The organism is Gordonia sp. PvP123 (genome assembly GCF_040547295.1).
Classification (GTDB): domain Bacteria; phylum Actinomycetota; class Actinomycetes; order Mycobacteriales; family Mycobacteriaceae; genus Gordonia; species Gordonia terrae.
The window spans coordinates 1-26,981 of record NZ_JBEPPN010000005.1 but is presented as its reverse complement, the minus strand read 5'-3'; the positions used below and the strand labels follow the sequence as shown (position 1 = coordinate 26,981).

General features: G+C 68.9%; 25 protein-coding genes. 7 read left to right on the top strand and 18 right to left on the bottom strand.

Annotated elements, in window-relative coordinates; all coding sequences use genetic code 11:
• The first annotated feature begins 3 nt into the window (after positions 1 to 3).
• Positions 4 to 618 (top strand): TetR/AcrR family transcriptional regulator, encoded by a 615-nt coding sequence (locus ABIC25_RS10380; RefSeq protein WP_248644524.1) that lies wholly within the window; start codon positions 4 to 6, stop codon positions 616 to 618.
• On the opposite strand, the gene mnhG is transcribed toward ABIC25_RS10380, so the two are convergent.
• From mnhG to ABIC25_RS10350, 6 genes are read right to left on the bottom strand one after another with little or no spacing between them, the layout of a single operon-like run.
• Entirely contained in the window at positions 601 to 933 is a 333-nt protein-coding gene (gene mnhG / locus ABIC25_RS10375; protein WP_004022819.1) for a monovalent cation/H(+) antiporter subunit G, read from the bottom strand. The genes ABIC25_RS10380 and mnhG overlap by 18 nt on opposite strands.
• Entirely contained in the window at positions 930 to 1,193 is a 264-nt protein-coding gene (locus ABIC25_RS10370) for a monovalent cation/H+ antiporter complex subunit F (protein WP_004022820.1), read from the bottom strand. Before ABIC25_RS10370 ends, mnhG begins: the two co-directional genes overlap by 4 nt.
• Entirely contained in the window at positions 1,190 to 2,053 is an 864-nt protein-coding gene (locus ABIC25_RS10365; RefSeq protein ID WP_248644525.1) for a Na+/H+ antiporter subunit E, read from the bottom strand. Before ABIC25_RS10365 ends, ABIC25_RS10370 begins: the two co-directional genes overlap by 4 nt.
• On the bottom strand, positions 2,050 to 3,666 hold the full coding sequence (locus ABIC25_RS10360; RefSeq protein ID WP_354561317.1) for a Na+/H+ antiporter subunit D: 1,617 nt from the start codon (positions 3,664 to 3,666) through the stop codon (positions 2,050 to 2,052). The genes ABIC25_RS10365 and ABIC25_RS10360 overlap by 4 nt, the downstream gene beginning before the upstream one ends.
• Complete coding sequence (locus ABIC25_RS10355; RefSeq protein WP_064571460.1) at positions 3,663 to 4,457, bottom strand: Na(+)/H(+) antiporter subunit C; 795 nt, start codon at positions 4,455 to 4,457, stop codon at positions 3,663 to 3,665. The genes ABIC25_RS10360 and ABIC25_RS10355 overlap by 4 nt, the downstream gene beginning before the upstream one ends.
• On the bottom strand, positions 4,454 to 7,426 hold the full coding sequence (locus tag ABIC25_RS10350; protein ID WP_248644526.1) for a Na+/H+ antiporter subunit A: 2,973 nt from the start codon (positions 7,424 to 7,426) through the stop codon (positions 4,454 to 4,456). The genes ABIC25_RS10355 and ABIC25_RS10350 overlap by 4 nt, the downstream gene beginning before the upstream one ends.
• 73 nt (positions 7,427 to 7,499) lie before the next feature.
• Here ABIC25_RS10350 and ABIC25_RS10345 point away from each other — a divergent pair, with 73 nt between their 5' ends.
• On the top strand, positions 7,500 to 7,928 hold the full coding sequence (locus tag ABIC25_RS10345) for a hypothetical protein (protein WP_004022825.1): 429 nt from the start codon (positions 7,500 to 7,502) through the stop codon (positions 7,926 to 7,928).
• Between the two features lie 20 nt (positions 7,929 to 7,948).
• Here ABIC25_RS10345 and ABIC25_RS10340 read toward each other — a convergent pair whose 3' ends face one another.
• From ABIC25_RS10340 to moeA, 6 genes are all read right to left on the bottom strand, one after another.
• Positions 7,949 to 8,782, bottom strand: a complete 834-nt coding sequence (locus ABIC25_RS10340) for a universal stress protein (protein WP_248644527.1) — start codon at positions 8,780 to 8,782, stop codon at positions 7,949 to 7,951.
• Entirely contained in the window at positions 8,779 to 10,455 is a 1,677-nt protein-coding gene (locus tag ABIC25_RS10335) for an MDR family MFS transporter (RefSeq protein ID WP_064571457.1), read from the bottom strand. The genes ABIC25_RS10340 and ABIC25_RS10335 overlap by 4 nt, the downstream gene beginning before the upstream one ends.
• 193 nt (positions 10,456 to 10,648) lie before the next feature.
• Entirely contained in the window at positions 10,649 to 12,943 is a 2,295-nt protein-coding gene (locus ABIC25_RS10330) for an AAA family ATPase (protein WP_354561315.1), read from the bottom strand.
• The gene (locus tag ABIC25_RS10325) at positions 12,940 to 13,989 is read right to left on the bottom strand and encodes a CDP-alcohol phosphatidyltransferase family protein (RefSeq protein ID WP_239401805.1); all 1,050 of its coding nucleotides are present in this window, start codon (positions 13,987 to 13,989) and stop codon (positions 12,940 to 12,942) included. The genes ABIC25_RS10330 and ABIC25_RS10325 overlap by 4 nt, the downstream gene beginning before the upstream one ends.
• A 26-nt stretch (positions 13,990 to 14,015) precedes the next feature.
• Positions 14,016 to 14,747, bottom strand: a complete 732-nt coding sequence (locus tag ABIC25_RS10320) for a phosphatidylserine decarboxylase (protein ID WP_101822593.1) — start codon at positions 14,745 to 14,747, stop codon at positions 14,016 to 14,018.
• Between the two features lie 104 nt (positions 14,748 to 14,851).
• Positions 14,852 to 16,093 carry a molybdopterin molybdotransferase MoeA gene (moeA, locus tag ABIC25_RS10315; RefSeq protein ID WP_354561313.1) on the bottom strand — a complete coding sequence of 414 codons (1,242 nt, stop codon included), beginning with the start codon at positions 16,091 to 16,093 and terminating at the stop codon, positions 14,852 to 14,854.
• 101 nt (positions 16,094 to 16,194) lie between these two features.
• Between moeA and ABIC25_RS10310 the strand changes: the two genes are divergently transcribed.
• Positions 16,195 to 16,995 (top strand): HAD-IIA family hydrolase, encoded by an 801-nt coding sequence (locus ABIC25_RS10310; RefSeq protein WP_248644531.1) that lies wholly within the window; start codon positions 16,195 to 16,197, stop codon positions 16,993 to 16,995.
• Between the two features lie 75 nt (positions 16,996 to 17,070).
• Here ABIC25_RS10310 and ABIC25_RS10305 read toward each other — a convergent pair whose 3' ends face one another.
• From ABIC25_RS10305 to ABIC25_RS10290, 4 genes are all read right to left on the bottom strand, one after another.
• Positions 17,071 to 17,529, bottom strand: coding sequence for an SRPBCC family protein (locus ABIC25_RS10305; protein ID WP_004022833.1), 459 nt, complete (start codon positions 17,527 to 17,529; stop codon positions 17,071 to 17,073).
• 101 nt (positions 17,530 to 17,630) lie between these two features.
• Complete coding sequence (locus ABIC25_RS10300; protein ID WP_248644532.1) at positions 17,631 to 18,113, bottom strand: DUF350 domain-containing protein; 483 nt, start codon at positions 18,111 to 18,113, stop codon at positions 17,631 to 17,633.
• A gap of 164 nt (positions 18,114 to 18,277) precedes the next feature.
• Positions 18,278 to 19,390 (bottom strand): acyl-CoA dehydrogenase family protein, encoded by a 1,113-nt coding sequence (locus tag ABIC25_RS10295; RefSeq protein ID WP_354561311.1) that lies wholly within the window; start codon positions 19,388 to 19,390, stop codon positions 18,278 to 18,280.
• A 42-nt stretch (positions 19,391 to 19,432) separates the two neighbouring features.
• A complete protein-coding gene (locus ABIC25_RS10290) occupies positions 19,433 to 20,626 on the bottom strand; it encodes an acyl-CoA dehydrogenase family protein (RefSeq protein ID WP_354561309.1) in 1,194 nt (397 codons plus the stop codon).
• A gap of 215 nt (positions 20,627 to 20,841) precedes the next feature.
• Here ABIC25_RS10290 and ABIC25_RS10285 point away from each other — a divergent pair, with 215 nt between their 5' ends.
• On the top strand, positions 20,842 to 21,462 hold the full coding sequence (locus tag ABIC25_RS10285; RefSeq protein ID WP_354561307.1) for a TetR/AcrR family transcriptional regulator: 621 nt from the start codon (positions 20,842 to 20,844) through the stop codon (positions 21,460 to 21,462).
• 1 nt (position 21,463) lies between these two features.
• On the opposite strand, the gene ABIC25_RS10280 is transcribed toward ABIC25_RS10285, so the two are convergent.
• Complete coding sequence (locus ABIC25_RS10280) at positions 21,464 to 22,717, bottom strand: MFS transporter (RefSeq protein ID WP_354561306.1); 1,254 nt, start codon at positions 22,715 to 22,717, stop codon at positions 21,464 to 21,466.
• Positions 22,718 to 22,804: 87 nt separating this feature from the next.
• On the opposite strand from ABIC25_RS10280, the gene ABIC25_RS10275 reads away from it, so the two are divergent.
• The 3 genes from ABIC25_RS10275 (at position 22,805) to ABIC25_RS10265 (ending at position 26,824) form a co-directional block, all read left to right on the top strand.
• Entirely contained in the window at positions 22,805 to 23,419 is a 615-nt protein-coding gene (locus tag ABIC25_RS10275) for a TetR/AcrR family transcriptional regulator (protein ID WP_354561304.1), read from the top strand.
• A 9-nt stretch (positions 23,420 to 23,428) separates the two neighbouring features.
• On the top strand, positions 23,429 to 24,841 hold the full coding sequence (locus ABIC25_RS10270) for an amidase (RefSeq protein ID WP_354561303.1): 1,413 nt from the start codon (positions 23,429 to 23,431) through the stop codon (positions 24,839 to 24,841).
• A 495-nt stretch (positions 24,842 to 25,336) separates the two neighbouring features.
• The gene (locus tag ABIC25_RS10265) at positions 25,337 to 26,824 is read left to right on the top strand and encodes an outer membrane protein assembly factor BamB family protein (protein WP_354561301.1); all 1,488 of its coding nucleotides are present in this window, start codon (positions 25,337 to 25,339) and stop codon (positions 26,822 to 26,824) included.
• An 87-nt stretch (positions 26,825 to 26,911) separates the two neighbouring features.
• Here ABIC25_RS10265 and ABIC25_RS10260 read toward each other — a convergent pair.
• A partial coding sequence (locus ABIC25_RS10260; protein WP_354561654.1) for an IS3 family transposase occupies positions 26,912 to 26,981 on the bottom strand: 70 nt, incomplete at its 5' end.

Here is a 26,981-nt window from a genome sequence, read left to right as displayed (position 1 = left end):
CGGATGGGACGGATCCAGGAGTTCGACACGACGGAGGTCGTCCGGGCCGCCCGCGGGATCTTCTGGCAGCGGGGATACGAGAGCGCGTCCCTGCCCGACCTGGAACGGGCGACCGGAATCGGGCGATCGAGTCTCTATCACGCCTTCGGGTCGAAGCGAGGTCTCTTCGATGCGGCCGTACAGAGCTACCTCGACGAGGTGGTCCGCCCCCGGTTGCGTCCGCTGACCGGCAGCACCATCACGCCGGACGCCGTCGAGGACTACCTGAACGGGCTGCGATCGTCGCTGACCGACGACACGTCCCCGGCTCGTGAGGGTTGCCTGCTCATCAACACCGCACGCGCCCCCATCGGGCGCGACGCCGACGTGGCCCGGACCATCGCCGGGTATCGCGAGGAGTTGCGGGGTGCCGTGGGGGCCGGTGTGCGGGCGAGCGCACCCGCGCTGAGCGACGCCCGACAGGCTGCACTCGCCGACGCCGTGACGGCGCTGGTCATCGCCGCGCTCGCACTCGTGCGGGTCGTTCCCGAGGAAGCGGCCCGGGGCCTCGACACCGCCGTCGCGCTGGTCCGTGAGGGGCGTCGGACGGCCGGTTCGCAGTCAGTCGCGGTCCGGTGACTCCATGTCCCGCTGATCGATGAGGCCATCACGCGCCCGCTGTTCCTGATACGCCAGCCGGCCGATCCGATGCGCCACGACGGGTGCGGTGATCAGGGCGAAGAGCCCGGCGAGAACGAGCATCCCGCTGTCGACGTTGTCGCCGAGCCGCAGGACCGCACCGAGCAGGATGAGCAGAAGGCCGAAGGTCTGCGGTTTGGTGGCCGCATGCATGCGGCTCAGGGTGTCCGGGAAGCGGACGAGTCCGATCGCGGCGGTGACCGCCATCAGGCAGCCGGTGAGGAGCAGCGTCGCGCTGATGATGTCGATGATCATGTCTGGTCGTCCCGTACTCGGAATCGCGCGATCGCGACCGATCCGACGAAGCTGAGCAGAGCCAGGGCCACGATCGCCGGGACGACCGTCGAATCGCGGCTGAACGCGGCCCACGTCCCCAGACCGCACATGCACAGCGCGATGAGCACGTCGAGCGCCACGAGCCGGTCCAGCGTGGTCGGACCGCGCAGGATCCGGACCATCGTCAGCACCGTGGCGACGAGCAGCATGGCTGCCGCGATCGTCCACACGTAGCTCATGAGTCCCCCCGTTCCGTCTCGGCTGGTCGGTGGTCCGGCTCGGGCGCATCGGCTGAGTCGGTGGTCGAGGACGCCGTGTCGACCGAGCGGTCCACCGAGCGGACGTGGTGGAAGTCCTCGTCGATGCCGTGGAACGGACTCGGATGCCATTCGCTGTCGCGCTCGAACGCCTTGATGAACATGCGCTCGACGTACGCGACCTGATCGTAGAAGGCACGAACCTTCTTCTCTGATCGGACATCGAAGACGTGAACGTAGAGCATCCGGCGGCGGTGGTCGATCTCCAGGACCATCGTGCCCGGTACCAGGTTCAGGTAGTCGACGGCCAAAGTCAGCACCATGTCGGACTTGATCGCGACGCGCACCCGGACGACCGCACCGAGCGGTGGGCGGCCCGGACGGATGGCCATCCACCCGATCTGCACACTCGACACGAAGAAGTCGACGATCAGGCGGAACACGAGCTGCAGCACCGACAGCGGATGGATGCGGCCCTCGACCGGGACCCGCGGCAACGGCAACACCGTCAGCACCAGCGTCGCCAGCACCACGCCACCGATCACGTTGGCCCAGGAGAGCGTGCCCCACAACAGAACCCAGACGAAGGTCAACCACGCGATGGTCCACAACCGGACCGCGACCTCACGACCGTCGCCACCCAGCCACCTCGGCAGGCGGGTGTGCGTCCGCAGCCAGACCAGCGCGCCGACGAAGTGCCAGAAGACGAACAGCAGCGAGACCCGCCACACGTTGATGACGAGGGACAGGACCGGCCCCTTGGTCGAGACCACCGGTGAGCGGCGCCTCGGCGCGTCGCCCGATCCCCGGTCGCGTTCGCTCGCGCGTTCCTCGGCGCTCATCGGGAACCACCTTCGCCCAGCACCGCATCGACGTAGACGGCACGGTCGACGACGTCGGTCGCCGCATGGTCGGTGAAGTCGAAGATCGGTCCGGCCCACAGCGTCAGGACGAGTCCCGCCGCCACCATCGCCATCGTCGGCAGCACCATCATCACGGGCATGCGGCCGACGTCCTCGCGGTCGGAGAAGGCGGCGTCGTCGGCGCTCTCGTCGATGAGTGCGGAGGGGCCCTTGTCGGCGAGCTCGCCTTCGGGGGCGTCGGCGCGCGGCCGCCAGAAGCCCTTGGTCCAGATGCGGGCCATGACGTAGAGCGTGAGGAGGCTGGTGACCACCGAGCCGGCGACGAGAATCCAGGCCAGCACGGACCCGTCCTGGGTGCCGGCCTCGAGGAGCGCGACCTTGCCGATGAAGCCGGAGAACGGCGGGATGCCGCCGAGGTTCAGCGCGGGCACCAGGAACAGCACGGCCAGCAGTGGACTGGCGATGAGTCCGCCGAGTCGGCGGAGCGACGCCGAGCCGGCTTGCCGTTCGATCAGTCCGACGACCAGGAAGAGGGTCGTCTGCACGAGGATGTGGTGGGCGACGTAGTAGATCGCCGCCGACATCCCGAGGTCGGAGGACAGCGCGATGCCGAAGATCATGTAGCCGATGTGGCTGACGAGGGTGAAGGACAGCAGCCGTTTGATGTCGGCCTGGGCGATCGCGCCGAAGATGCCCACGAGCATCGTCAACAGTCCGGCGACCAGCATCACCGTGTCCATCGAGCCGCCGGGGAACAGCAGTGAGTGTGCACGCACGATCGCGTAGACGCCGACCTTGGTGAGCAGACCGGCGAACACGGCGGTGACCGGTGCCGGGGCGGTGGGGTAGGAGTCGGGCAGCCAGGTCGACAGCGGGAACACCGCGGCCTTGATGCCGAACGCGACGAGCAACACCGCGAACAGCGCGTTGCGGGTCCCGTCGGGGACGTCGTCGAGGCGGACGGCCATCTCGGCGAGGTTCAGGGTGCCGGTGGTGGCGTAGGCGAACGCGATGCCCGCCAGGAAGATCAGCGACGACACCATCGAGACCATCACGTACGAGGCGCCCGCACGGACGCGCTCGGCACTGGCACCCAGGGTGAGTAGCACGTAACTCGCGGTCAGCAGGATCTCGAACGAGACGTACAGGTTGAACAGATCGCCGGCGAGGAACGCGTTGCACACGCCGGCGGTCAGGATCAGATAGGTCGGCAGGAAGATCGACGTCGGCTGCTGCGCCGTACCGTCCCGGATACCCTGACCGATCGCGTAGACGATGACGCACAGCAGCACGATCGTCGACACGACGAGCATGAGCGCCGCGAGCTGATCGACGACCAGCGTGATGCCGAGTGGTCCATTGGGTTTGCCCTTGTCGCCCCACCCGCCGATCGCGACCGCGAAGGTGCCTTGGCGATCGGTGAGGTAGAGCATGATGCACGACGCCACGAAAGCGACCGTGATGGCGACGATCGACACGAATCGCTGGATCTTGGGACTGCGTCCGAGCAACAGCGAGATGGCGGCGGCGCCCAGCGGCACGAGGGTGGGCAGGGTGATCAGGACCGGAATCCACGACTCTTGCGGGGTCATCGGTCACCCCCGTCCTCGTCGGCATGCTTCTTCTTGTCCGGCCCGACCACGTCGCGGTCCGGCATCTCGTGCTGGTCGATGACGTCGGGGTCGGCGTCGTCCTCGCCGGACCCGTCGGGAGGTGCGGTGGCAGCCTTTTGTCCCACCTCATCCGGACCGAGTTCGCCTGGTCCGTACACATCCGGCCCCGCCTCGCGGGCGGCACTCTGCTCGGTGGTCTCGGGGTCCGGTTCTTCCTCCGCGCCGCCGATCTCGTCGACGACGTCGGAGTCGGTCGGCATGATGTCGGTCTCGTACAGCGCGGCCTGGCGGGCGGCGGCCTGCTCCGGGGTCAGGGGATTGCCCTTGTCGTCGAAGTAGTCGCCGGTGGGCGTGTCCGAGTGGGTCAGGGGATCGTCGCTGCGATCGCGGTCGGGCGCCGTGCCCAGGGACCCGCTCAGGATCTTGACGTCCTCCTCGTCGTCCTCGACGTCGTCGTCGTCGCGGTTGATCACGAACAACCGGTAGACCAGTGCGAGCACGAAGGCGGCGACGCCCATCATGATGACGATCGCCGTCAGGACCATGCCCTGGGCGAGTGGATCGGCGTCGGACGCGCGGTTCTCCGACGAGCGGCCCATGATCGGCGGATTCCCCATGCCGCCGGACACGACGATGATCATCAGGTTGAGCGCGTTGCCGACGAGCAGGAGTCCGAACAGCATCCGGACCAGGCTGCGTTCCATCAGCAGGTACACCCCGCACGCCGCCATCGCGCCGACGACCAGCATCAGCGGGAGATTGGTGGTCATCGGCTCACCTGCCCGCCGGCCGCGTTCGCTGCCTCGCCGGTGGTGTCACCGGTGGCGGCGCCGCTGCTCGAGGTGCCACCGCCGGAGTCGCTGATCCGCGCCGCGGTGCGGGCGATGGTGGTCTCCACGTCGAGCCGCGCGCCGAGACTGCGCAGCACGTCGAGCACGAGACCGACCACGATCAGGTAGATGCCGAGATCGAAGAACAGAGCGGTGACGAACTTGATGTCGCCGAGGACGGGCACGGTGACCTCGAAGACCGCCGACGACAGCGCGGGCGCACCGAGGAACATCGAGACGATCGCAGTCGTCGCGGAGACGGCGAGGCCGGCACCCAGGATGCGGCCGGGTTCGATCGGCAGGGCCTCACCGAGTTCGTAGCGTCCGCCCGCGAGGTAGCGCAGCACGAGCGCGAGACCCATGGTCAGGCCACCCGCGAAACCGCCGCCCGGCGCATTGTGACCGGCGTAGAAGAAGTAGATCGACAGCACCACCATCGTCGGGAACAGCAGGCGGGTCGTGGCCTCCAGCACCATCGACCGGTGGCGCGGGTCGCGCAACCCGGAACCGAGCAGCCACGTGGTGCGGTCCGGTGGGACGTGATCGTCGTCGTCCCCGTTGTCGCCGGCCTGCAATCGGGCGGCGTCGGCCACGCGCGGCGCGGCCCCGAAACGGCGGTTGCGGAAGACCATCGATGCCACGCCCGTGGCGGCCGCGATGAGCACCGACACCTCGCCGAGGGTGTCCCAGGCGCGGATGTCGACGAGCAGGACGTTGACCGCGTTGGCGCCGTGACCGAAGTCGTAGGCGGCTTCCGGGAGATCGACGTGAAGCGGTTCGGTCGAACGTGCCGATGCCGCGAACAGGCCGATGAGCACCAGCATGGCGCCGAAGGCGAGTCCGATCAGGGCGCGCAGCGGCTTGAACCCGGTGGCGTGACGCTTCTCCGGTTCGGCGGGCAGCTTGCGCAGCACGAGCACGAAGATGACCAGGGTCAGTGTCTCCACCAGGAACTGGGTGAGTGCGAGGTCGGGTGCGCCGTACAGCGCGAACAGCATCGCGCAGCCGTAACCGGTGATGCCGACGACGAGCGTGGCCGCCAGGCGGTTGCGGAGGAGGACGGCGGACAGCGACGCGGCGACGATGCAGCCGCCGATCACCCATTGGACCGGGGTGGCGGTGTAGTCGATGCTCAACCGATCGCGAGCGCCGGCGAACAGGACGATCGTCGGCAGCAGGATCGCGGTGCACAGGATGACGCCCTGTGTGACCGGCAGCGAACCGCGCTGGGTGTTGCGGGTCAGCAGCAGCGACAAGGTGTCGGCGCCGCGCAGCGTCGCGTCGTAGATGCGGTCGGCGTTCACCAGCGGGCGGAAGCCGAAGACCCGGTCACGAACACGCCGGACGCCGAGGAACAGCGCAGCTCCGCCGACGATGACGATGATCGAGAAGACGACGGGCAGGCCGAACCCGTGCCACAGTGCGAGATGCTCGAGTTCGTGCCCGTAACCGTTGAGGGTCTCCGCATACGGTTCGAAGAGGCCGCCGAGCTGGGGACTGAACACGCCTGCCGCCACACCGGCAGCGGCGAGGGCGACCGGCGAGAAGTAGAACGGCCACGTCGGCGGGTGCATCTTGGCGACCGCCGGACTCGGGGTGTTGCGTACCTTGCGGCCGAACGCGCCCCACAGGAAGCGGAGCGTGTAGGCGCAGGTGATGATCGAGCCGACCAGCAGGACGATGTCGACGGCGTGCGCCTGCCAGGAGACGAATGCACCGGTCTCCCACACCGACGCGAAGGCCGTCTCCTTGCCGACGAATCCGAGGGTGATCGGGATGCCGGCCATGCTGGCCCCGGCGACGGCGGCCGTGACGGCCAGTCCCGGGAGTCGATGACCGAGGCGCGCGAGCTTGCGGACATCGCGGGTACCCGTCGAGTGGTCGATGATGCCGACGACCATGAACAGCGACGCCTTGAACAGAGCGTGTGCGACCAGCATGGCGATGCCGGCCATGGCGACGTTCGCGTCGCCGATGCCGACGAGCACCGCCATGAAACCGAGCTGCGACACGGTGCCGAACGCCAGGATGAGTTTGAGGTCGAGTTCGCGCAACGAACGCCACCCGCCGAGCACCATCGTCACCAGGCCGAGTCCGACCACGGCGACCTGCCAGCTGATCGTCACCGAGAACGCGGGGGCCAACCGGGCGATGAGGTAGATGCCCGCCTTGACCATCGCCGCCGCGTGCAGGTAGGCGCTGACCGGGGTGGGCGCGGCCATCGCGCCGGGCAGCCAGAAGTGGAACGGGACGATGGCCGACTTGGTGAGGGCGCCGATGAGCAGGAGCACGACCGCGATGTCGACGTAGACGCCGGTGGGCGGGGCCGAGATGATCTCGGACAGCAGGTAGGTGCCCGACCGCTCGCCGAGCATGATGATGCCGACGAGCATCGCCAGACCGCCGAAGGTGGTGACCAGCAGGGCCTGCGTGGCGGATCGTCGAGCCGTCGCGCGCACCCCGTAGAAGCCGACGAGCATGAACGAGAGCACGGTGGTGAGCTCCCAGAACACGTAGAGCACGAGCATGTTGTCGGAGATGACGAGGCCGAACATGGCCGCGGCGAAGGCGACCATCTCGCCGCCGAACACCGCGACCCGGGGGCGGGCGTCGTCGAAGTAGTGGGCGCAGTAGCAGAGCACGAGCGCGCCGACCCCGAGGATGAGTACCGACAGGATCGCCGTCAGGGTGTCGAATCGGGTGACGATGTCCATCTGGAGCGATGGAACCCAGCTGACCGTCTCGACCCGGGCGGCGGCCGCGTCGGCCGGCGGCCAGTTGGCGATCACCCAGATCAGACCACCGAGCGGCGCGAGCGCGAGGACATAGAAACCGCGGGTGCCCATCCAGTGGATGACTGCGGGCGCGACGAGTGCGCACACTGCCAACGCAGCCAACACAGTGATCAAAAGGGCACTCCGTCTTTCTCCCGGCGGGGTGTCACGGGCGAACACCCGCGGTCGCTACTTTACCGTTGCCCGTATGTTCCGGTTCGACTGGCTCCGGCGTACCGCCGTCATCACCGCTGCTGTCCTGCTGGTATTCGGCCTCGTCGCTGGGTGCGCGGACGAGGAACAGGCCGGTCCGGACGGTGTCCCGCTGCCGTCGGACTTCCCGGTCACCCAGGTGCCGCTCATCGACGGCCACGTGCTCTCCGCCGGGGGCAGCCGCTCCGACGGCTGGGAGGTCACGGTGCAGGGTCCGGTGAACGCCGGCAACCAGCTCGAGGCCGCGACCGACACACTGGCCGAGGCGGGCTTCGCCGAGTCGCACCGCTCGACCGAGGGCGGCCAGTCGGTGGTCGTGATGTCGGCGACCAAGGAGGGTGCGACCTACTGGGTCCAGATCGGCGCGTCCCCACAGGCCGCGGGCGGCGGCTCGTCGGTCTTCTATCTGGTCAACGTGGAGTAGCGCGCACCGCGGGGGTGCCATCACGACGTTCGGCTGTGGTCCACGATCGCGATCGGGCAGCGCGTGCGATGCTGCGCCGCGCGTGCGACCGATCCCGCCCAGGCGGCGAAGGCGCTCCCTGCGCGTGGTCGGGTGACGACGAGCAACGACGCCTGCGGCACCGCCTCCCCGACGGCCCGGGACGGGTTGCCGTTGACCAGTTGCAGCGTCGTGGCGCAACCGGGGAAGCGCCGGCGCCACGGTGCGAGCAGCGCGTCGGCCCGCGCGTACACGGACTCGATCTGGGCGGGAGGAGCCGCGTCGGATATCGCACACACCACCGCCACCGCGCTGCCCGTGCCACCGGCGTACTCGAACGCGGTCGACAGGGCGAGGTCGGAAGGGGCGTCGACGTCGATCGCGGCGACGACCGGACCGCCGGTTGCGAGGTTGCCGTACGGGACGGTCACGACGGTGCAGTGCGAGCGCCCCGAGAGCGCGGAGCTGATGCTCCCGGTGGTGAGACGCTCGATCAGTCCGGGCCGGTGGTGACCCACGACCATCAGATCGACCTGGCTCGACAAGCGCGTGAGGAGCGGGATCGCGAAGTCGTGCTCGACGACGGTGTCGATGCGCAGGCCGGGATGGTGTGCGCCGAGGCGGGTGGCCACCGCGGACAGGTGGTCGACCGCTGCCCGCCGCGTGGCGGTCACGTCGAAGTCGAGCTCGAACTCGCTGAGAGGTTGCAGCGCCCCGGCGGCCGCGAATCCGTGGATCAACACCAGGCGGTCCCCGACGCGGGCCGAGGCGGCCGCCCAGCGGGCGGCCGCCTCGGATTCGGGACTCAGGTCCACCCCGACGGCGATGGTGTTCATCGCGTGCGGGTGGGGTCGCCGGTTCGCGTGTCGGCGACGGACCCGGTGACGTCTTCCTGCGGCCCCTCGGCGGGGGCGAAAGCCTGCGGCGCCGATGCGGCGATGGCTGCCTCCTCCGCGCGCCGTTCCTCGTCGCTGCTCATCGTCTTGAGGGCGACCTCCTTGATGAGCGTGATGGCGATGAAGCTCAGCGCCGCCATGACTGCCGCGACCAGGAAGATCCGGGCCGTTCCGTCGCCGTACGCACCGCGGACGATGGCCGCGATCGGAGCCGGCAGCTCGTTCAGATTGGCCAGGCCGGCCGCGCCGCCACCGGTCTGTCCGGACCCGATGCCCAGGGCCCCGAGACCCTTGGCGATGAGATCGGTGACGTGGTTGGACAGGATCGCACCGAGCACCGACACACCTGCGGCGCCGCCGAGTGAGCGGAAGAAGGTGACCGTCGAGGTCGCCGCGCCGAGGTTGTCCGGGCTGACGTTGTTCTGCACCGCGAGAACCAGGTTCTGCATCGTCATGCCCATGCCGCAGCCGAGGACGAACAGGAATGCACCGACCAGGACCATGTCGGTGTGCGCGTCGATCGTCGCGAGCAGGCCGAAGCCGATCGTCATCATCGCGGCACCGGCGACGAGGAATCGCTTCCACCGTCCGTACCGGGTGATCAGGTTGCCGGAGACGGTCGCCGACAGCATCGAACCGATGACCATCGGGAGGGTCAGCAGGCCGGCCGCGGTGGGCGAGTACCCGCGGGCGATCTGGAAGTACTGGCCGAGGAAGACCGCGCCGCCGAAGAGAGCGACACCGACGCCGATGCTGGCGAGGGTCGCCAGGGCGGTGGTGCGATCCCGGAAGATGTGCAGCGGGATGATCGGGCTGGACACCTTCGACTCGACGACGACCGCGGCGACGAGCAGCGCGACACCGAGCGCGACGAGCCCGTACGAGGTCAGCGACGCCCAGTCGAAATTCTTACCGGCCAGCGTGACCCAGATCAGCAGGGTGCTGACACCGGAGGCGATGAGAGCGGCGCCGAGGTAGTCGATGCTGACCTTCTTGCGCACGACCGGAACATTCAGCGTGCGCTGGATGACGACGAGGGCGAGGACGGCGAGCGGGACGCAGACGTAGAACGTCCAGCGCCAGCCGAGCCAACTGGTGTCGACGATGACGCCGCCGATGAGCGGACCGGCAACGGTCGCGACCGACATCACCGCGGCCATCGGGCCCTGGTACCGGCCGCGTTCGCGCGGGCTGAACATCGTCGCGACGACGATGACGACCAGCGCCTGCAGACCGCCGAGGCCCAGACCCTGGATGACGCGGAAGCCGATCAGCATGTCGACCGAGGTGGAGAGTCCGGCGAGGACCGAACCCAGGGTGAACAGGAACAGGGCGCCCTGCACCAGCAGCTTCTTGCTGACCAGGTCGGCGAACTTGCCCCAGATGGGCGTGGTGGCCGTGGACGCGAGCAGTGTCGCGGTGATGACCCAGGTGTACTGGTCCTGGGTGCCGTGCAGATCGGTGATGATCGTCGGCAGGGCGTTGGACACCACGGTCGAGGACAGGAACGCGACGAACATGCCGAGCAGGAGGCCGATGAGGGCCTCGATCTTCTGGCGATGGGTCATCGGCACGTCTTCGACCGGCGCCACCGCGGATGCGGGTGCACTCATAGAACAAACCTCCGAGAAAGAAAGCTGCCCGCGACGAGGAGACGAGCGGGCTGCGAATCGGCGCGCACGGCGGCGCACCCAATTGGTTGATTGATGCAACTATAAAGCGTGATGGTTGCAACCAACAACTATCGGAGGTTATTCCGGGTGTGTTCCGGGACTCACCCGGCCGGCGAAGGGACGTCGGCTGTGGTCAGTCGAGGCGGCGCTCGGCGTAGGCCTTCAGGTCGGCGACCTGTGCGGGGTCGAGCGACGGGCGGACCCGCGTGCGGGCTTCGTCGACGTCGGCGACGGTAACCGCGGCGGCATCGATGTCGCGACGCATGGCCGACAGCGCCGCCTCGCGCAGCAGCGCCGAACAGTCCGCCGCCGAATAGCCCTCGAGATCAGTGGCGAGTTCGTCGAGGTCGACGCCGTCGAGCGGGACGTCGCGACCGGTGGCGCGCAGGATGTCCCCGCGGGCGTCGGCGTCGGGCGGCGGCACGAAGACGAGTCGTTCCAACCGTCCGGGGCGTAGCAACGCCGGGTCGATGAGGTCGGGACGGTTCGTCGCGCCGAGAACGACGACGTCTTGGAGTGGTTCGACGCCGTCGAGTTCGGTGAGCAGCGCGGCGACCACGCGGTCGCCGACACCGGAGTCGGTGGACTGCCCGCGGCGCGGGGCCAGCGCGTCGACCTCGTCGAGAAAGATGAGCGACGGTGCCGTCTCGCGGGCCCGTGCGAACAGGTCCCGCACCGCCTTCTCCGACGATCCGACCCACTTGTCCATCAGCTCAGCGCCTTTGACCGTGTGCACCGACAGCTGACCCGACGCCGCGAGGGCGCGGACGACGAAGGTCTTGCCGCAGCCGGGCGGACCGAACAGCAGGACCCCGCGCGGCGGATCGACGCCGAGTCGGGCGAAGGTGTCGGGGTGTTGCAGCGGCCACAGGACCGCTTCGGTCAGGGCCTGTTTCGTCTCGACCATGTCGCCGACGTCGGCGAGGGTGATCGAGCCCAGCGCGACTTCGGGGGAATCCGAGCGGGACACCGGCCGGATGACGTCGAGGGCGCCGACGAGGTCCTCGGTGCGCAGCGACGGCGCAGACTTCTCGGCACTCGCGCGGGTGGCAGCCCGGAGGGCGGCCTCGCGGGCGAGCGCGGCGAGATCGCCGGCGACGAAGCCGGGGGTTCGGGAGGCGACCGACGTGAGGTCGAGATCGCCGTCGGTCGGGACGTTCGACAGGATGGCCGACAGCAACCGCGCGCGGGTGGCGGCATCGGGCAGACCGATGACCAGTTCGCGGTCGCACAGCGACGGATCGCGCAACCGCGCGTCGAGGCGGACCGGTTCGGCGGTGGTCGCGACGAGCGCGATGCGCCCGTCGGCGATGCCGGAGCGCAGTTCATCGAGGATGAGGGCGCCCACCGGCTCGGGTTCGGCGGGCAGCAGCGCGTCGACATCGGTGATCAGCAGGACGCCGCCCCCCGATCGGGTGCGGGCCACCGCGTCGGCGACCGCCCGTAGTCGCGCGGTGGCCTCGAGGGCTCCGACCGTCGGCCCGTCGACCGTCACCAGCGCGCGCGACGCGCACACCGAGCGCACGAGCGTCGCCTTGCCGCCGCCGGCCGGGCCGGTCACCAGGACGCCGAGACGCGGTGTCGCGCCGAGGGTGCGCAGGACCTCCGGTTCGTCGAGGGTGATGGTCAGCCACTCGGTGAGTTTGGTGATCTGGGAGTCGACGCCGACGAGCTCCGACACCGGCCGGACCGGGACGTCGGGCTCGCGGGCGGGCTCGCGGACAGGGGTGGGCGCGGCGACCGGCCGCGGGCGGGAGTCGGACTCCGACACCATGCCGAGTGCGCCGGGGATGCCAGGTGACCCCGGCCAGGTCCGGTCGCCGAGCGGCGGCACCTCGCCCGCGGTCGTCGACCACAGCACGGCGGTGTTGGTCTGCACGCTGACCGGTGCCGACACCTGGTCACCCGTGGGCGGGCCCGGCTCGGTCGCGGTGACGGTCAGCAACTCGGTGGTCCAGGTGATCCCGACCGAGCGGGCCAGCGCGCGCGTGGCCTCGGTGGCCGCGAGTTCGGGACCGAGGTCGCGGGGGAGCAGCGAGACGGCGTCGCCGACGGACAGGACCTTGCCCAGCAGCGCGCGGCGCAGCGTCGACTCGGTGATCGACTGGGTGGCCAGCACCGAACCGCTCACCACCACGCGGCTTGCGCCCTGCACCTCGACAGGCGCGAGAACGACCGGCGAGTTCTCCCGGACACCGGCATTGGAGAAGGCGATCTCGTCGAGGAGGGCCACCCCGGTCGGCGCGGTGGGCTCGGTCGCGGCCACCACGGCAGCCGTGACGCGTGCGCCGGTGATCGACACCGCATCCCACTCCCGCAGCGAGAGAGCCGTCAGCACCTCGGGATGCACGCGGATGATGCCGCGCCGGGCCTCGGCCGCCGAGGGATTGTGGCGCGCCGTCAGGGTGAGGGATGCGGGCGTGCTCATTCGGGCTCGCTTTCAGTCGTCCCGCCGGTCGTGCGGGGCGCGGTGACGCCGGGGCCGGTGGGGCGGTTCAGGCCCAGGCGGCCGAGCGAGTTGATGACCGGCCGCCGGCGCCGGCCACCGGGAGACGCGGTGCGCAGGGCCCGACGCTGGGCACGACGTTCGGCCGGTTTGTCATCCCAGTGCTCGGGACGGGAGGCGACCCAGCGACGTGCGCGCCACGCGAACGGGATGTGCACTGCGTACCCGGCGATCGCGATCATCATCAGCACGTAGGGGAAGGTCACCAGCAGTGCCGCGGCCGCGGCGACGAGCACCAGCAGGCCGGCCACCGCGCCGGGCGGGATCGAGGCGGTCTTGAGCGAGGAGGTCGGGATGCGGCTCACGGCCATGAACGCGACGAGGATCAACCACCCGCCCACGGCCGGCAGCGAGGTCCACCACCCGTCACCGAACTGTTGTTCCAGCCCGATCGGCAGGAGTGCGCAGATCGCCGCGGCGGGCGCGGGGACACCGGCGAAGAAATCCTTTGTGTACGCCGGTGCCTCGTCGTCGTCGAGCAGGGTGTTGAATCTCGCGAGCCGCAGCACGATGGCGCAGCAGTAGATCAGGGCGAGCACCCAGCCGAGGTCGTGCCCGTCGATGAAGTGGAAGTAGATGATCATCGCCGGGACCACACCGAAGTTGATCGCGTCGGCCAGTGAGTCGATCTCGGCGCCGATGCGGCTGGTCGCTCCCATCAGGCGTGCGACCCGGCCGTCGATGCCGTCGAGGAACGCCGCCGCAACCAGGAGCGCCATCGCGGTGTCGACGTCGCCGTTGATGGCCGACCGCATGGCGGTGAGGCCCGCGCAGATCGCGAGGATCGTCAGCGAGGACGGGATGACGATGCGGCTGGCCTGTGCCTGGCGGCGCAGACGACGGCGCTCCGGCTCCTTCCGCGGAACCGGGTGCGCCTGTGCGTGTCGGCTCGCCGAGCGTGCTGTCGGGGTCCGGGCGGTGCGCGAGCCGGGTCGTCGACGCCCGGGGGTCGTGCCGGATGAGGTCATGTCGGTCGGGTTCACCGGGCCGGAGTTCACTGATCCAGGTACGCGAACGGGGTCTCGCCGCCCACCGCGCGCTGGCCGACCGAGACGCGGGGCCGGGTGCCGGCCGGGAAATAGACGTCGACCCGCGAGCCGAATCGGATCAGCCCGTAGGTCTCACCGAGCGCCAGCGAGTCCCCGACCGTCGGCTCGCACACGATCCGCCGCGCGATGAGACCGGCGATCTGCACGACCGCCAGCTCGGGGCCGGGTGCGCCGCCTGCGGCGGTGGTGCGGATGGTCATCGTGGTGCGCTCGTTGTCGCGACTGGCCTCGGGGAGGTCGGCGGAGACGAACGCGCCCGGCGTGTGGGTCACGGCGGTCACCGTGCCCGCGATCGGCACGCGCTGCACGTGGACGTCGAAGATCGACAGGAAGGTCGAGACCCGGGGCAGCGGCTGCGTGCCCAGGCCGGACTCGGCGGGCGGGACGGCCTCGTCGACCAGGGCGATGGTGCCGTCCGCGGGCGCGACCACCACCCCGGGCTCGGTGGGCGGAACCCGCTTCGGATGCCGGAAGAAGGCCGCGCACGCCCCGGCGGTCAGAGCGGCCGGCCGGGCGATCCAGCGGTGCCTGCGACCCAGCAGGGCAACGGCGGCCGGAGCGGCGACGAACGGCACACCGGCTGGATGGATCGGGGGGATGGTCTCTCGGGCCAGATCGAGAAAATGGGCGACACGGCCGGTGTCACCGGAGCCGTCCGGACGCGGACGTCGGGCCACGATCAACCTCCTCTGGCCTGTGTCCAGGCCGGGTACTCGGTGCGCACCGCATCGCCGGGTGCCTCGGCGTCCACTCTAGAGCGCTGCCCCCGCGGGCCTCGTCGTCAGCGCAGGACCAGCACTTCCACCAGCGTTCCGGCCTCGACTGACTCGACGTCGGCGGGGATGTCGATCAGTGCGTCGGCCTCGGCCAGGTAGCGCAGGTGATGGGAGGCGGGTGGGCCGATCGGATCGACCCCGACGGCTCCGTCGAGGTGCCCCGCGTCGAGTACGCCGCGCAGGAACTGTCGTTTGCCGCGGGGTGAGCGGATGTCGGCGCCGAGGCGGGCCTCGACCCGCTCCCGGTCGGCCGGCAGGGCCATCGCGGCGCGCAGGGCCGGCCGGATGAAGACCTCGAAGGACACGAGCGCACTGACGGGGTTGCCCGGCAGGGTGATGATCGGTACCCGCGTCCCACGCGTCGAGGGGAAGTGGCCGCAACCCTGGGGCATTCCCGGCTGCATCGCCACCTTCACGAACTCGACGGTCCCCGTCGCCGAGAGGGCGTCCTTGACCACCTCGAAGGCGCCGGCGCTGACGCCGCCGGAGGTGATGATCAGATCGGCGTCGTCGGCGACCTCGTCGAGCCGCGCGGCGAAGTCCGCGGTGTTGTCGGGAACGAAGTGGAGGTGACGACCGATCGCGCCGGCCTCGGTGACCGCGGCGGTCAGCATGGCGCCGTTGGACTCGTAGATCTGACCGTGGCGCAACGGTTTTCCGGGCTCCACGAGTTCGGAACCGGTGGACAGCACGACGACGCGCAATCGTCGGGCGACGGTGACCTCGGCGATGCCCAGTGCCGCCAGCAAGCCGATCTGCGGCGCGCCGATCACCGTGCCGGCCGGCAGCGCGCGGGTGCCGAACTCGATATCGGAGCCCCCGCGCCGGATGTGCTTGCCCCGCTCGGGCGCCGCGGTGAAGGTGACCGTCGGCGCGGCGGCCACCGGCCCGACCACGGCGTCGGTCAGTTCGACCGGGACGACCGCATCGGCGCCCGCGGGCATCGGGGCGCCGGTCATGATGCGGTGTGCGGTCCCCGGTTCGAGCGTCAGGTCGTCGGTGCGGCCGGCGGGGATGTCCGCGGCGACCGGCAAGGTGACCGGTGAATCGGTGCTCGCGTCCGCGAGATCGGCGGCGCGCACGGCGAATCCGTCCATCGCGGAGTTGTCGAAGCCGGGCAGGGACAGCGGGGCGTCGACATCGGTGAACGTGGCGAGACCCAGCGATTGCGGCACTGCGACCCTCGACGGTTCGGGCGCGCCGAACAATGCCGCGACGACGCGCTGATGCTCTACGACGGTACGCATGGGCTCAGCATGCCAGGTGCCGCCGCGGGCGCCGCCGCGGTCCCGGCCAGGTGGCCGGGCCTGCCCTGCGACGCAGCTGCCCGAGGACTACATTCGTGCGCATGGCGCTGGGTCTGCTGCTCGACATCGACGGGGTGATGGTCACCTCGTGGCGGGCGCTGCCGGGCGCGGTGGAGGCGATCGCCGAACTCGCCGATCAGGGCATCCCACGGATGTTCCTGACCAACACGACGTCCCGGTCGCGCGGGGAGATCGCCGAGGCGCTGAACGAATGCGGTTTCGAGGTGAAGTCGGACGAGATCCTGTCGGCGGCCAAGCTGACCGCCGAACACGTCGCCGCGGCGTATCCGGGCAAGCGGGTATGGGTGCTCAACGAGGGGCCGATCGCCGAGGACATGACCGGCGTGGAGCTGACCGACGATCCGGCGTCGGCCGAGGTGGTGGTACTCGGCGGCGCCGGTTCGGTGTTCACCCACGCGGCATTGTCGAAGGTCCTGGAGATGCTGCTCGACGGCATCCCGGTGATCGCGATGCACCGGTCGATGACCTGGTCGACGTCGGCCGGTCTGAGCATTGACACCGGGGTGTACCTCGAGGGCCTCGAAAAGGCCTCGGGCGCAAAGATCAAGGCGATCGGCAAGCCCTCGCCGGTCGGTTTCCGGGCGGCCACCGAGATCCTGGGTCTCGAGCCGACGCAGGTGGTCATGGTCGGCGACGACATGCACAACGACGTCCTGGGAGCCCAGGCCGCGGCGCTGATCGGGGTGCTGGTGCGCACCGGCAAGTTCCGCGAGGAGGCGCTGCATGCGTTGCAGCGTGACGAGTTCGGGCCCTACCCCGACCACATCATCGACTCGGTGGCCGACCTCCCCGAGCTCATCAACAAGCTCAGCGGAACCTGACCCCCGCTCCCTGAGGAGCGAGCTCGCGAGCGTCCCCCGCTCCCTGAGGAGCGAGCTTGCGAGCGTCTCGAAGGGTCAGTTGGACTCGGCGGCGCGCTTGATCTTGCCGAGCGTCTCGGCCATCCCGAGCTTGAGTTCCTCTTCGAACGAGTCGGCCCCACCGAAGAGCTTGTCCACGAGCACCGACGAGACCTTGGTGGTCGATCCGTTGACCTCACGGCGCTCGGTGACCGTGACGCCGGCGTCCTTCGGGGTGATGGTGTAGCTCCAGATGGTGTGGTTCTCCGCGACCCGGAAACCGAGTTCCTGGTTGGGGGTGAAGCGCACGACCTTGGAGGTGGTCGGCCACACCAGCGGGCCCCGGCGGTTGATGTTGATGGTCTTGGTCCCCAACCCGACGGTGCCGCCGCGGATGATCATCTTCTTGCACTGGGGGCTCCACTCGCCCATGCGCTTGAGATCGGAGATCACCGACCACACCTGCTCGGGGGTGGCGTCGATGTCGATGGATTCCTCGATGAGTGCTGCGGTCATGGTCGCTCACCCTATGGGCTTGTTGGCCGAGGGTCAATAAGCATGTTCGGGTGCCTGAGTCAACCCCGGAAAACGCGTGGACCAGCGGTGTCGCCCCGAACTCAGACCAGCAGGGTCATCCCGATGACGGCGCCCACGGCGACGAACACCGCGGCCGTGATCCACCCCGCGGGATGCTCGTCGGCGGCCCTCCGGCCGGTGTCGAGGGAGTCGGGAGCGTCGTCGGCGCCCGGCGCGCCGTCGAACAGCAGGGTCCCGAGCTTGCCGGGCGTGAGCCAGTCGATCAGTACGAACGACCACATCATGACCGCGATCGCCAAGACCGAGTAGGCGACGGTGTAGAGCAATGCGCGCCACAGCTCGAGGAGTTCGGTGTCGACGACCGAACAGACCAGCACGATGGCGAGACCGATGACCATCGACGTGGTCAGCAGCACCGCGTTGCGGTTGTGTTCGATCCACACCAGCTGCCGCAGCCGGCCGGGCGTCACCAGGTCGAGTGCCGCGAATCCCAGGATGAGCAGGGCGATGCCGACCAGACTGAACGACGCGCCCGCGGCCAGATTGTCCCGCAGCAGTTCCATCCGGATCCCTCTCGCCTCACGACACCGTCAGCGGGCGGTCGCCCGACAACGACTTCAGCGAAGGTCCGTACGCGGGAAGCGCAGAAGGACCTTCGCTGAAGGACAGTAGCCGGGGCACAGCCCCCGCAGCACCCCTCCGGAGCGTGTCCGGGGGGATCGGCGTGTCAGCCGACGCTGAGCATGTCGTAGGAGTCGACGTTCTCCGCCAGGCGGGTCACATGGTCCGACGCGTCGCCGAGGGTATGGCTGATCGCGGTCAGTCGGCTGACGTAGTGGGCGATGGGGTACTCGGCGGTCATGCCGATACCGCCGTGCATCTGGATCGCTTCCTGGCCGACCAGACGCGCGGACCGGCAGATCTGCAGCTTCGCCCGCGACGCGATGATCGGGTCGGCGATGCCGTCGGCGAGCGCCGAGGTCGCATACAGGCTCAGGCTGCGCGCCAGTTCGAGCTGGACGTACATGTCGGCGGCCCGGTGGGTGAGCGCCTGGAACGACGACAGGGTGACGCCGAACTGCTTGCGCGACTTGAGGTATTCGACGGTGAGATCGAGGCTGCGCTCCATCGCGCCGACGGCCTCCGCGCACAGCGCCGTCTGGATGCCGACCTCCGCATCGGCGATCGTCTGCGAGGCGTCGCCGTCGCCGAGGCGCGTGGCCTTGGCATCGGTGAACTCGATCTGCGCACCGCGCCGACGATCGTGGGTCCGGTAGGGGGTGCGGGTGACGCCCTCGGCGTCGGCGTCGATGAGGTAGAGGCCCACGCCCTTGTCGTCGCGGGCCGACACGATCAGCTTGGCTGCGCAATCGCCGTGTCCGACAAGGCTCTTGGTTCCGTTCAGGACGCCGTCGGCCGACGCGGTGGTCTCGACCCGGGCCTCCGGCCACCGGTCACCGGGCTCGGTGTGGGCGAAAGCCATCAGGAGTTCGCCGGATGCCAGTGCGGTCCGCAGCTCGGTGCGGGTCGCGTCGTCGGCGAGGCCGAGGAGCGAGCCGGGGACGAGGACCGAGTCGAGGTACGGCTCGGGGGCCAGTGCGCGGCCGAGTTCGGTCATCACACTGGTGAATTCGACCGGGCCGGCATCCATGCCGCCCTCGGCCTCCGGGAAGGTCAGGCCGAGAATGCCGATCTCGGCCAGCGACTTCCACACCTTCTCGCTCCAGCCGAGGTCGGTGTCGGTGACCTTGCGCAGTGTCTCGACGTCGTAGGTCTTGGTGAGGACCTCGCGAACGGTGTCGCGCAGCATCCCCTGCTCTTCGGAAAGCTCGAAATCCATGGTGTTCCTTTGGTGAAGGTCGGAAAGAGTCGTGGCCGAGGCTCAGAGGCCCAGGACGGCCTTGTCGATGATCTGGCGCTGCACTTCTGACGAGCCGCCGTAGATCGTGACCTTGCGGTAGTTGAGGTAGGTCGGCGCGGCGAGCTGGGCCCACTCGGGGGCGCTGACCTCGGCGCTGCCGTTCGGTGCCGAGGCATCGAGCTGTGCCACCGGGAGCGAGTCGGGGCCGGCGATGTCGGCGATCAGCTCCATCGCGGCCTGCTGCAGTTGGCTACCGGTCAGCTTGAGCAACGACGACGCCGGGTTCGGCTTCCCGTCGGCCGACGACGCGGCGACACGCAGCTGGGTCAGCTCGAGCGCGAGCAGTTCGTTCTCGACCTCGGCCAGACGTGCGGCGAACAGCGGGTCGTCGAGCAGCGTGCCCTTGGCGGTCCGGGTCTGCTTGGCGAGTTCCTTGGCGCGCGCGAGCTTGGCCTTGGTGTAACCGACGCGGGCGATGCCGTTGCGCTCGTTGCCGAGCAGGAACTTGGCCTGCGTCCAGCCGCTGTTCTCCTCGCCGACCATGTTCTCGGCGGGCACGCGGACGTCGTTGAAGAAGACCTCGTTGACCTCGTAGCTGCCGTCGATGAGCTGGATCGGGCGGATCTCGACGCCCGGGGTGTCCATCGGGAACAGGAACATGCTGATGCCGGCCTGCTTCTTGACCTCGGGGTTGGTGCGCGCGAGGCAGAAGATCCAGTCCGCGAACTGGCCGAGCGTGGTCCATGTCTTCTGGCCGTTGATGACGTAGTCGTCGCCATCACGAACCGCGCGGGTCTTGAGCGAGGCCAGGTCTGAACCAGCCTCGGGCTCGGAGAAGCCCTGGCACCACCAGATGTCGAGGTTCGCGGTCTTGGCGAGGAAGCGTTCCTTCATCTCGTCGGACCCGAACTGGGCGATGACCGGGCCGATCATGCCGACGTTGAACGGCAGCATGTCGGGGACGAACGCGAGGCTCATCTCCTCGCGGTAGATGTGGTGCTGGATCGGGGTCCAGTCCTTGCCGCCGTGTTCCGCCGGCCAGCTCGGGGTGGCGACGCCGTGCTCGTTGAGGATGCGCGTCGTGGTGACGAGGTCCTCGGGGTAGTTGAGCTTGCCCTCTTCGCATCGCTTGCGGACGTCTTCGGGGACCTTGGCGAAGATGCCGCGAATCTCTTCGCGGAAAGCCTCTTCTTCAGGACTGAATGTCAGCTGCATAGGTTCTTCTCTACTCCTGTCGAGGGTGTCCGTACTCCGGGCGGTGTGGCCGAACCGGGGACCTCTGCCGTGTGCCTCCCGGCTGGGGAGACCCAGCCGGTTCACGAATGACTAAGCGCTTGCTTAGTGATAGGTTGCACTATGCCGCGCGGGCCGGAGGCTGTCAATCACGGGTCCGTTGCGATGACCAGTCCGACCGTTTCGAGAGGGTGACGATGGGCCCGTCCGCTGTCCCGGCGCCCCAGGCGCGGCCGATGGCCGCCCGGGCCCGGCTCCTGCGCGCTGCCGTCGAGGCGTTCGCCGCGAAGGGGTTCAACGGCACCACCACCAGGGACATCGCCAACGGCGCGCAGATGAGCTCGGCCGCGGTCTACGTCCACTTCCGCTCCAAGGAAGAGCTGCTGTTCGAGATCTCCGATGCCGGTCATCGCGCCATCCTCGAGGCGATCGACGTCGCCGACGATCCGTCGGCACCCCCCGGTGACCGCCTGCGGGCGATCGTCCGCGCATTCACCGAGCACCACGCGCGCGAACACGTGGGGGGCCGGGTGGTGAACTACGAGCTGAACTCGCTCGCGCCCGACCACCTCGACACCGTGATGGCCATGCGCCGCGAGATCACCCGACGGGTGCGCGCGATCGTCGACGCCGGGATCGCCAACGGCGACTTCGCGATTGCCGATTCGCTCGCTACCACCAACGCGATGCTGTCCATGGGAATCGATGTCGCGCGCTGGTATCGCGACGGGGGATCACTCTCGCCCGGGGAAATGGGGGACTTCTACGCGGAGCTGGCCACGCGGATGGTGGGATGGCGACCGCCCGCCGTCGGGTGACTCAGCCCCTGCGTGCCGGTTCCGGTTGCGGCGGAGAGACTTCAACGGCGTCACGGGCTGCGGATGCTGCCCGGCGGCGCATCGTCACCGCGAATGCCGCCGCGATCATCACCATCGCGAGAACGTAACCGACGTAGCCGACGATGGTGTCGCGCAAACCGATGTGCGAGACGACGATCCCGGCGATCACGGCCGGGACGCTGAATGCGAGGTAGCTCGCCACGAACACCGACGAGAAGACCTGACCGCGCTTCGCGGGCGGGGTCGCGGCGGTGATGTTGTCCATCACGGAGAGGAAGGTGGCGGCCCAGCCCGAGCCGGCCACGATCGAACCGACGATGTAGAGGGGCAACGATTCGATGAGGACCCCGGCGAGTGAGATCACCACGCCCGCGGCGAGTGCGGGAAATCCGTACGCGGCCTTGACCGTCGACGAGCGATCGGTGATCAACAGAGACGTGACGGCCGCGCAGGCGAAGAAGACGAACAGGATGGCGCCGGCCGCGCCGTGGTTGTCCACGCCGAATACGCGGGAGACCACCGACGAGCCGAGAGAGAGGTACAGGCCGCCGAGGGACCAGGTGGCGACGAGCGCGGGCACGGAGGCCAGGAACACCGTGCGCACCTCGCGGGGCACGCGCACCTGCGGCGCGAGTGTGCCCGCCAGGTGCCGTCGGGAATCGAAGCCGATCCGTTCGCGTGTCTCCGGGACGATGAGCAGGGCGATCAGCAGCGCGGCGAACAGGCCGAGGATGATCTCGTAGATCAGGACGCGGGGCGCGGGTGCGTACTCGACGAGCACACCGGCCACGGCGACGCCGCTCGCCAGGCCGATCGCCGGTGCCGCGCCGACGATCGTCGAACCGATCCGAGCCGAGGGCTGCAGATCGACCGTTGTCGCGGTCAACGTGCCCATCGCCGCCCCGGTGGCCAGGCCTTGGAGGGCGCGGGCGGCAAGCAGCGTGCCGACGTCCTGGGCGACGACGAACAGCACCATGCTCGCGATGAGCAGGACGAGCGCGACGGCGAGAACGGGCCGCCGGCCGACATGATCGGAAAGAGACCCGACCGTGAGGAGGCTCAACAGCATGGTGAGCACGTACACCGCGAACACCAGCGTCAGCGTGAGCGCGGAGAACCCCCAGAGTTCCTGGTAGACGGGATACAGCGGTGACGGTGCCGCGGACGCGAACAGGACCATCATGTAGGTGGCCGCGATCAGCCAGAACGCGCGATGGGGGTGAAGTGGCGCCACGAGGTCTCCTTAAAGCAAACAGAGTTGCATTCAGAAACTAGCCCGGACTGTGTTCCAAAAGCAATCAGCTTTGCAATAATGGCGTCCATGACGACCGCCCGCACTTCCGACAAGCCGACTCCTGGCGGCCCCGCCGCGCCGACCCGGCGTCCCGGTGGTCGCAGCGCGCGCGTGCAATCGGCGGTCTACACGGCTGTCGGTCAGCTCGTCGGCGCCGGACGCCGCGAGACGATGACGATCCCGGAGGTCGCCGAACTCGCCGGGGTCAACCCGACCAGCATCTATCGACGGTGGCGGTCGATCGACGCACTGCTCGGCGAGGTGGCGGTCGCGGCGCTGACGCAGGGCGAACCGCTGCCCGACACCGGCACCCTTGCCGGGGATCTCGCGGAGTGGGCGCAGATCATCGCCGCCGACATCGCGCGTCCCAAGCGCCGGGCCTACCTGCGCGCCATGGTCGCGGCCCGCGAGGACATCGTCGAGGTCTGCCCCTGCTGGGAGATCAGGCGAGAGCACGCCGAGCAGATGATCGCGCGGGCGCAGGGGCGCGGTGAACCCACGCCGTCCGTGCGCCAGGTGCTCGATCACGTGATCGCCCCGCTGTACCACCACGCGGTGTTCGGGCTCGCCCTCGACGCCGATCACGCCTCGGACCTCGTGGGTGACGTCTTGTCGATGATCGGGGTTGCGCCGAGACGGTAGGGTCCGGGCATGAAACACGTCCACGCGTTCACCGACGACGCACTCGGCGAGCACGACGCGGTCGGCATCGCCGACGCGATCTCCTCCGGCCAGGTCTCCGCAGCGGAAGCGGTCGAGGCCGCCATCGCCCGCATCGACGCCGTCAACCCGCACCTCAACGCGATCGCCTTCGACGATCGCGAGCGCGCTCGGAAGCGTGCCGTCGACAACGACTTCCCGCTGGGATCGTTCATCGGGGTGCCGTCGATCATCAAGAACAACACCGACTTCGCGGGACTGCCGACCCGCCATGGTTCGGCGGCGGTGCCGCCGCGGCCGGCCGAGGCCAACGAGGCCTTCACCAATCAGTTCCTGTCCAGCGGGGTGAACGTCGTCGGGGCGTCGACGATGCCCGCCTTCGGGCTGACCTCGACGACGGAATTCGTCGACCGCGAGCCGACGCGCAATCCGTGGGACACCGACTATTCCTCGGGTGGTTCGTCGGGTGGTTCGGCGGCGCTCGTCGCCGCCGGTGCGCTACCGATCGCGCACGCGAACGACGGTGGCGGGTCGATCCGGATCCCAGCCGCCATCTGTGGTCTGGTGGGGCTCAAGCCGAGTCGCGGGCGGGTCGAGTCGTCGAAGGAGACGCGGGACGCTCCGATCGACCTGGTGTCCAACGGCATCGTCAGTCGCTCGGTGCGGGACACGGCGCGCTTCCTCGCCGACACACAGGGTTTCCGGCCCGCACCCGGGATGCCGCCGATCGGTGTGGTCGACGGTCCGGGCACGAAGCGGCTGAAGATCGCGCTGATCACCGAGCCGCTGACCGGTGCGCTGCTCGACCGCGAGACCCAACGGTGCGTCGCCGAGGCCGCCGAACTCGTCGAGTCGCTGGGCCACCGCACCGAGATGGTGCCGTTGCCGGTCGATCGCGACTACGTCCGGGACTTCATCGACTACTGGTCATTGCTGGCCCTGGCGCTGGACCGGTTCGGAAAGCGGGTCGTCGACAAGGGCTTCGACCGCTCGCAGGTCGACTCCTTCACCCGCGGGTTGTCGCGGAGCGCCCTCCGGCACTTCTACCGGCTCCCCGGCGCGGTTCGCGGGCTGAAGAAGTCGACCGCCACGATCCGGGGTCTGCACGACACCTTCGACGTGATCCTCACCCCGACCGTCGTCCATACAACTCCCGAGATCGGATACCTCGATCCGGCAATCGAATTCGACGAGGCGATGGACCGGCTGACGAAGTTCATCGCGTTCACCCCGGCCAACAACACTGCGGGCACCCCGGCGATCAGTTTGCCACTCGGACAGACGGAGTCGGGTATGCCGGTGGGCATCCACTTCGCCGCCGACCTCGGCCAGGAGCGCACCCTCCTCGAATTGGCCTTCGAACTCGAAGCCGCCCGGCCGTTCGCGCGGATCCAGGACGCCTGAGTCCCGGGGTTGATTGTGTTCCCGCGGTTCCGTTTCCGTTCCGCTTATTGGATCCGATAAGCGGGACGGGAGCAGGGCCGCGGGAGTTCGGATGGGTCTGGGGATGCGCGACCGCGCAAGATGCCGAACTCCGATAGTCTCCCCCCGGGCAGCACCGATTGTGTGCTCGGTCGACGGGGGTTGGGGATGGGCCAGAACGGAAGCACTGGGGAGTCGGGAACGGTCGACGCTGCCGATCCCGTCGACGACACGACGGGTCGCGGCTCACAGAGGTCGGCCGCCGTATCCCGCTCGACTGGTTATGTAATCGCATTCCTCGCGGTTGCTGGGATCGTGCTTTCTGGACTGGCTTTCGTCCAGCGGGTTCCATCGGGTCGGGTGTCTGGCGGATTCTGGACCGGACCAGAGTGGGCCGCAACGACACTCCTACTCGGGGCGTCGCTCGCACTGTCGCTTCTGGTTGGTGCCACACTGCTCTGTTTTGTCGGTCGCGGTGTGGCGATCGGGTCTGCATGTGTCTCGGGCGCCTGCCTCGCCTATGCGGTCCGATCGGAGACCATGGACGGCATCGCAGCGCTGACCGGGGGCCCAGGTGGACACGACGTGGTCCGATCGGTCACCGCGGCCTGGGCGTGCCTACTCGCCGCCGGAATCGTGGCGATGGTTCGACGAGGTCGGTTGTCCGCGAGAGGGATCGGAGCGACGACCGGTGTCGCCCTGGTCGCCACCCTGGCGGTGGGCCTCGTGCCGTCGGAGCATTCAGGGGCTGCACCGGTCGAAGCCGTCCACATTCCCGAAGTGCCGCCCTCGGCCGGCGGGGACGTCGCTTACCGAGTGGATGACGTCGACCCCTGGTCCATCACCCCAGCCGGCCCGGGCTTCGCCGCAGTCGTCGAAGGTGTCCTGGTCGCCTACGACGGCACGACGGGCCGACCACGGTGGAGCCACACCTCCGATGGCGTCGGTGCGGCGAATTGCGCCGAACGAGGGTTCGATCGCATCACCAGCACCGGAACCGGAACAGAATCGGTGGTTGTGGTCAGCTGCGACTTCGTCCGCGCAGGGCGGAAAGGGTATTTCACGACCGGGATCGACGCCATGACCGGACGAATTCTCTGGACAAACGATTCGTCGTGGATTCTGGTGTCCGACGTTCCACGTGCCGGACAGGTCGATCGGCCGTTGGCGGTGATTCGTGACGGCGAGATAGCAGTCCTCGAGTCCCGGAGCGGAGAAGTCAGATGGCAGCGACGTGTGTCGCCGTCGACCGGACGGGATGAACCCAGCCCGCATCCGCGTTCGGTGTCCGCTACCGGTGCCCATGTCGTCCACGTGGCCCCGGACGACGGGCACGTGAAAGTCGTCGCTTTCGACGCACTGACCGGTGTTGATCGGACCCATCGCATCGCGATCACGGCAGCGGATGAGCGGCTCGACGTCACCGTCGGCGAAACAGGCGACTCTGAGTTCGTGGCTCACCTGTGGGACGTCGATGACGTCCCCCGGTCATTGGTGGTCTCCATCGCGAACGGGGACCACGAGCCGGTCGACAGATGGTGGTGGGGTTCAGATGCCCGAGGGCGTCGTATGTCGGGGATCTCCGTGAGTCCCCAGCCGTCCTGGTTCGTGTACGGCGACAAGCCCGGGGTGGCAGTCATCAGACGCCTGGACTCCGACGTGACGACCCGCGCCGTGATCCCGACCGGCACCGGATGGCCAAGGGATCCGATCCCGGAGTCGCAGACCTGGGTTCTTCTGCACGACTCCGTGGTGACGGCCCAACTGGAGAGACCTCTCGATAGCCCGAGGCGGTACGACCTGACCACAATCCACCCGGACGGTTCGATCACGTCCGTGCCCTCGCCGTGCGGGACGGCCACGGGCGGCGTGATACCCGTGCCGGGAGCCGTGCTGGTCGCATGCTTCGGCGAGCCCGGTGACCCCAATGCGCCGGTGAGCGTGGCGGCACTTCGACCGGAGTAGTCGAGTACCCACAAATCCACCCCTTTTCCTGAAACCCACCGCCTCGTGTGGACTGGTCCCCGGGAGTTGGACTGGTAATTCGGGAGGTTACGCCACGAGGGTCTGAGTCCGGTATTGCACCGGGCTTAGACCCTCGAGGCGTTCGGAGGTGCGGTTG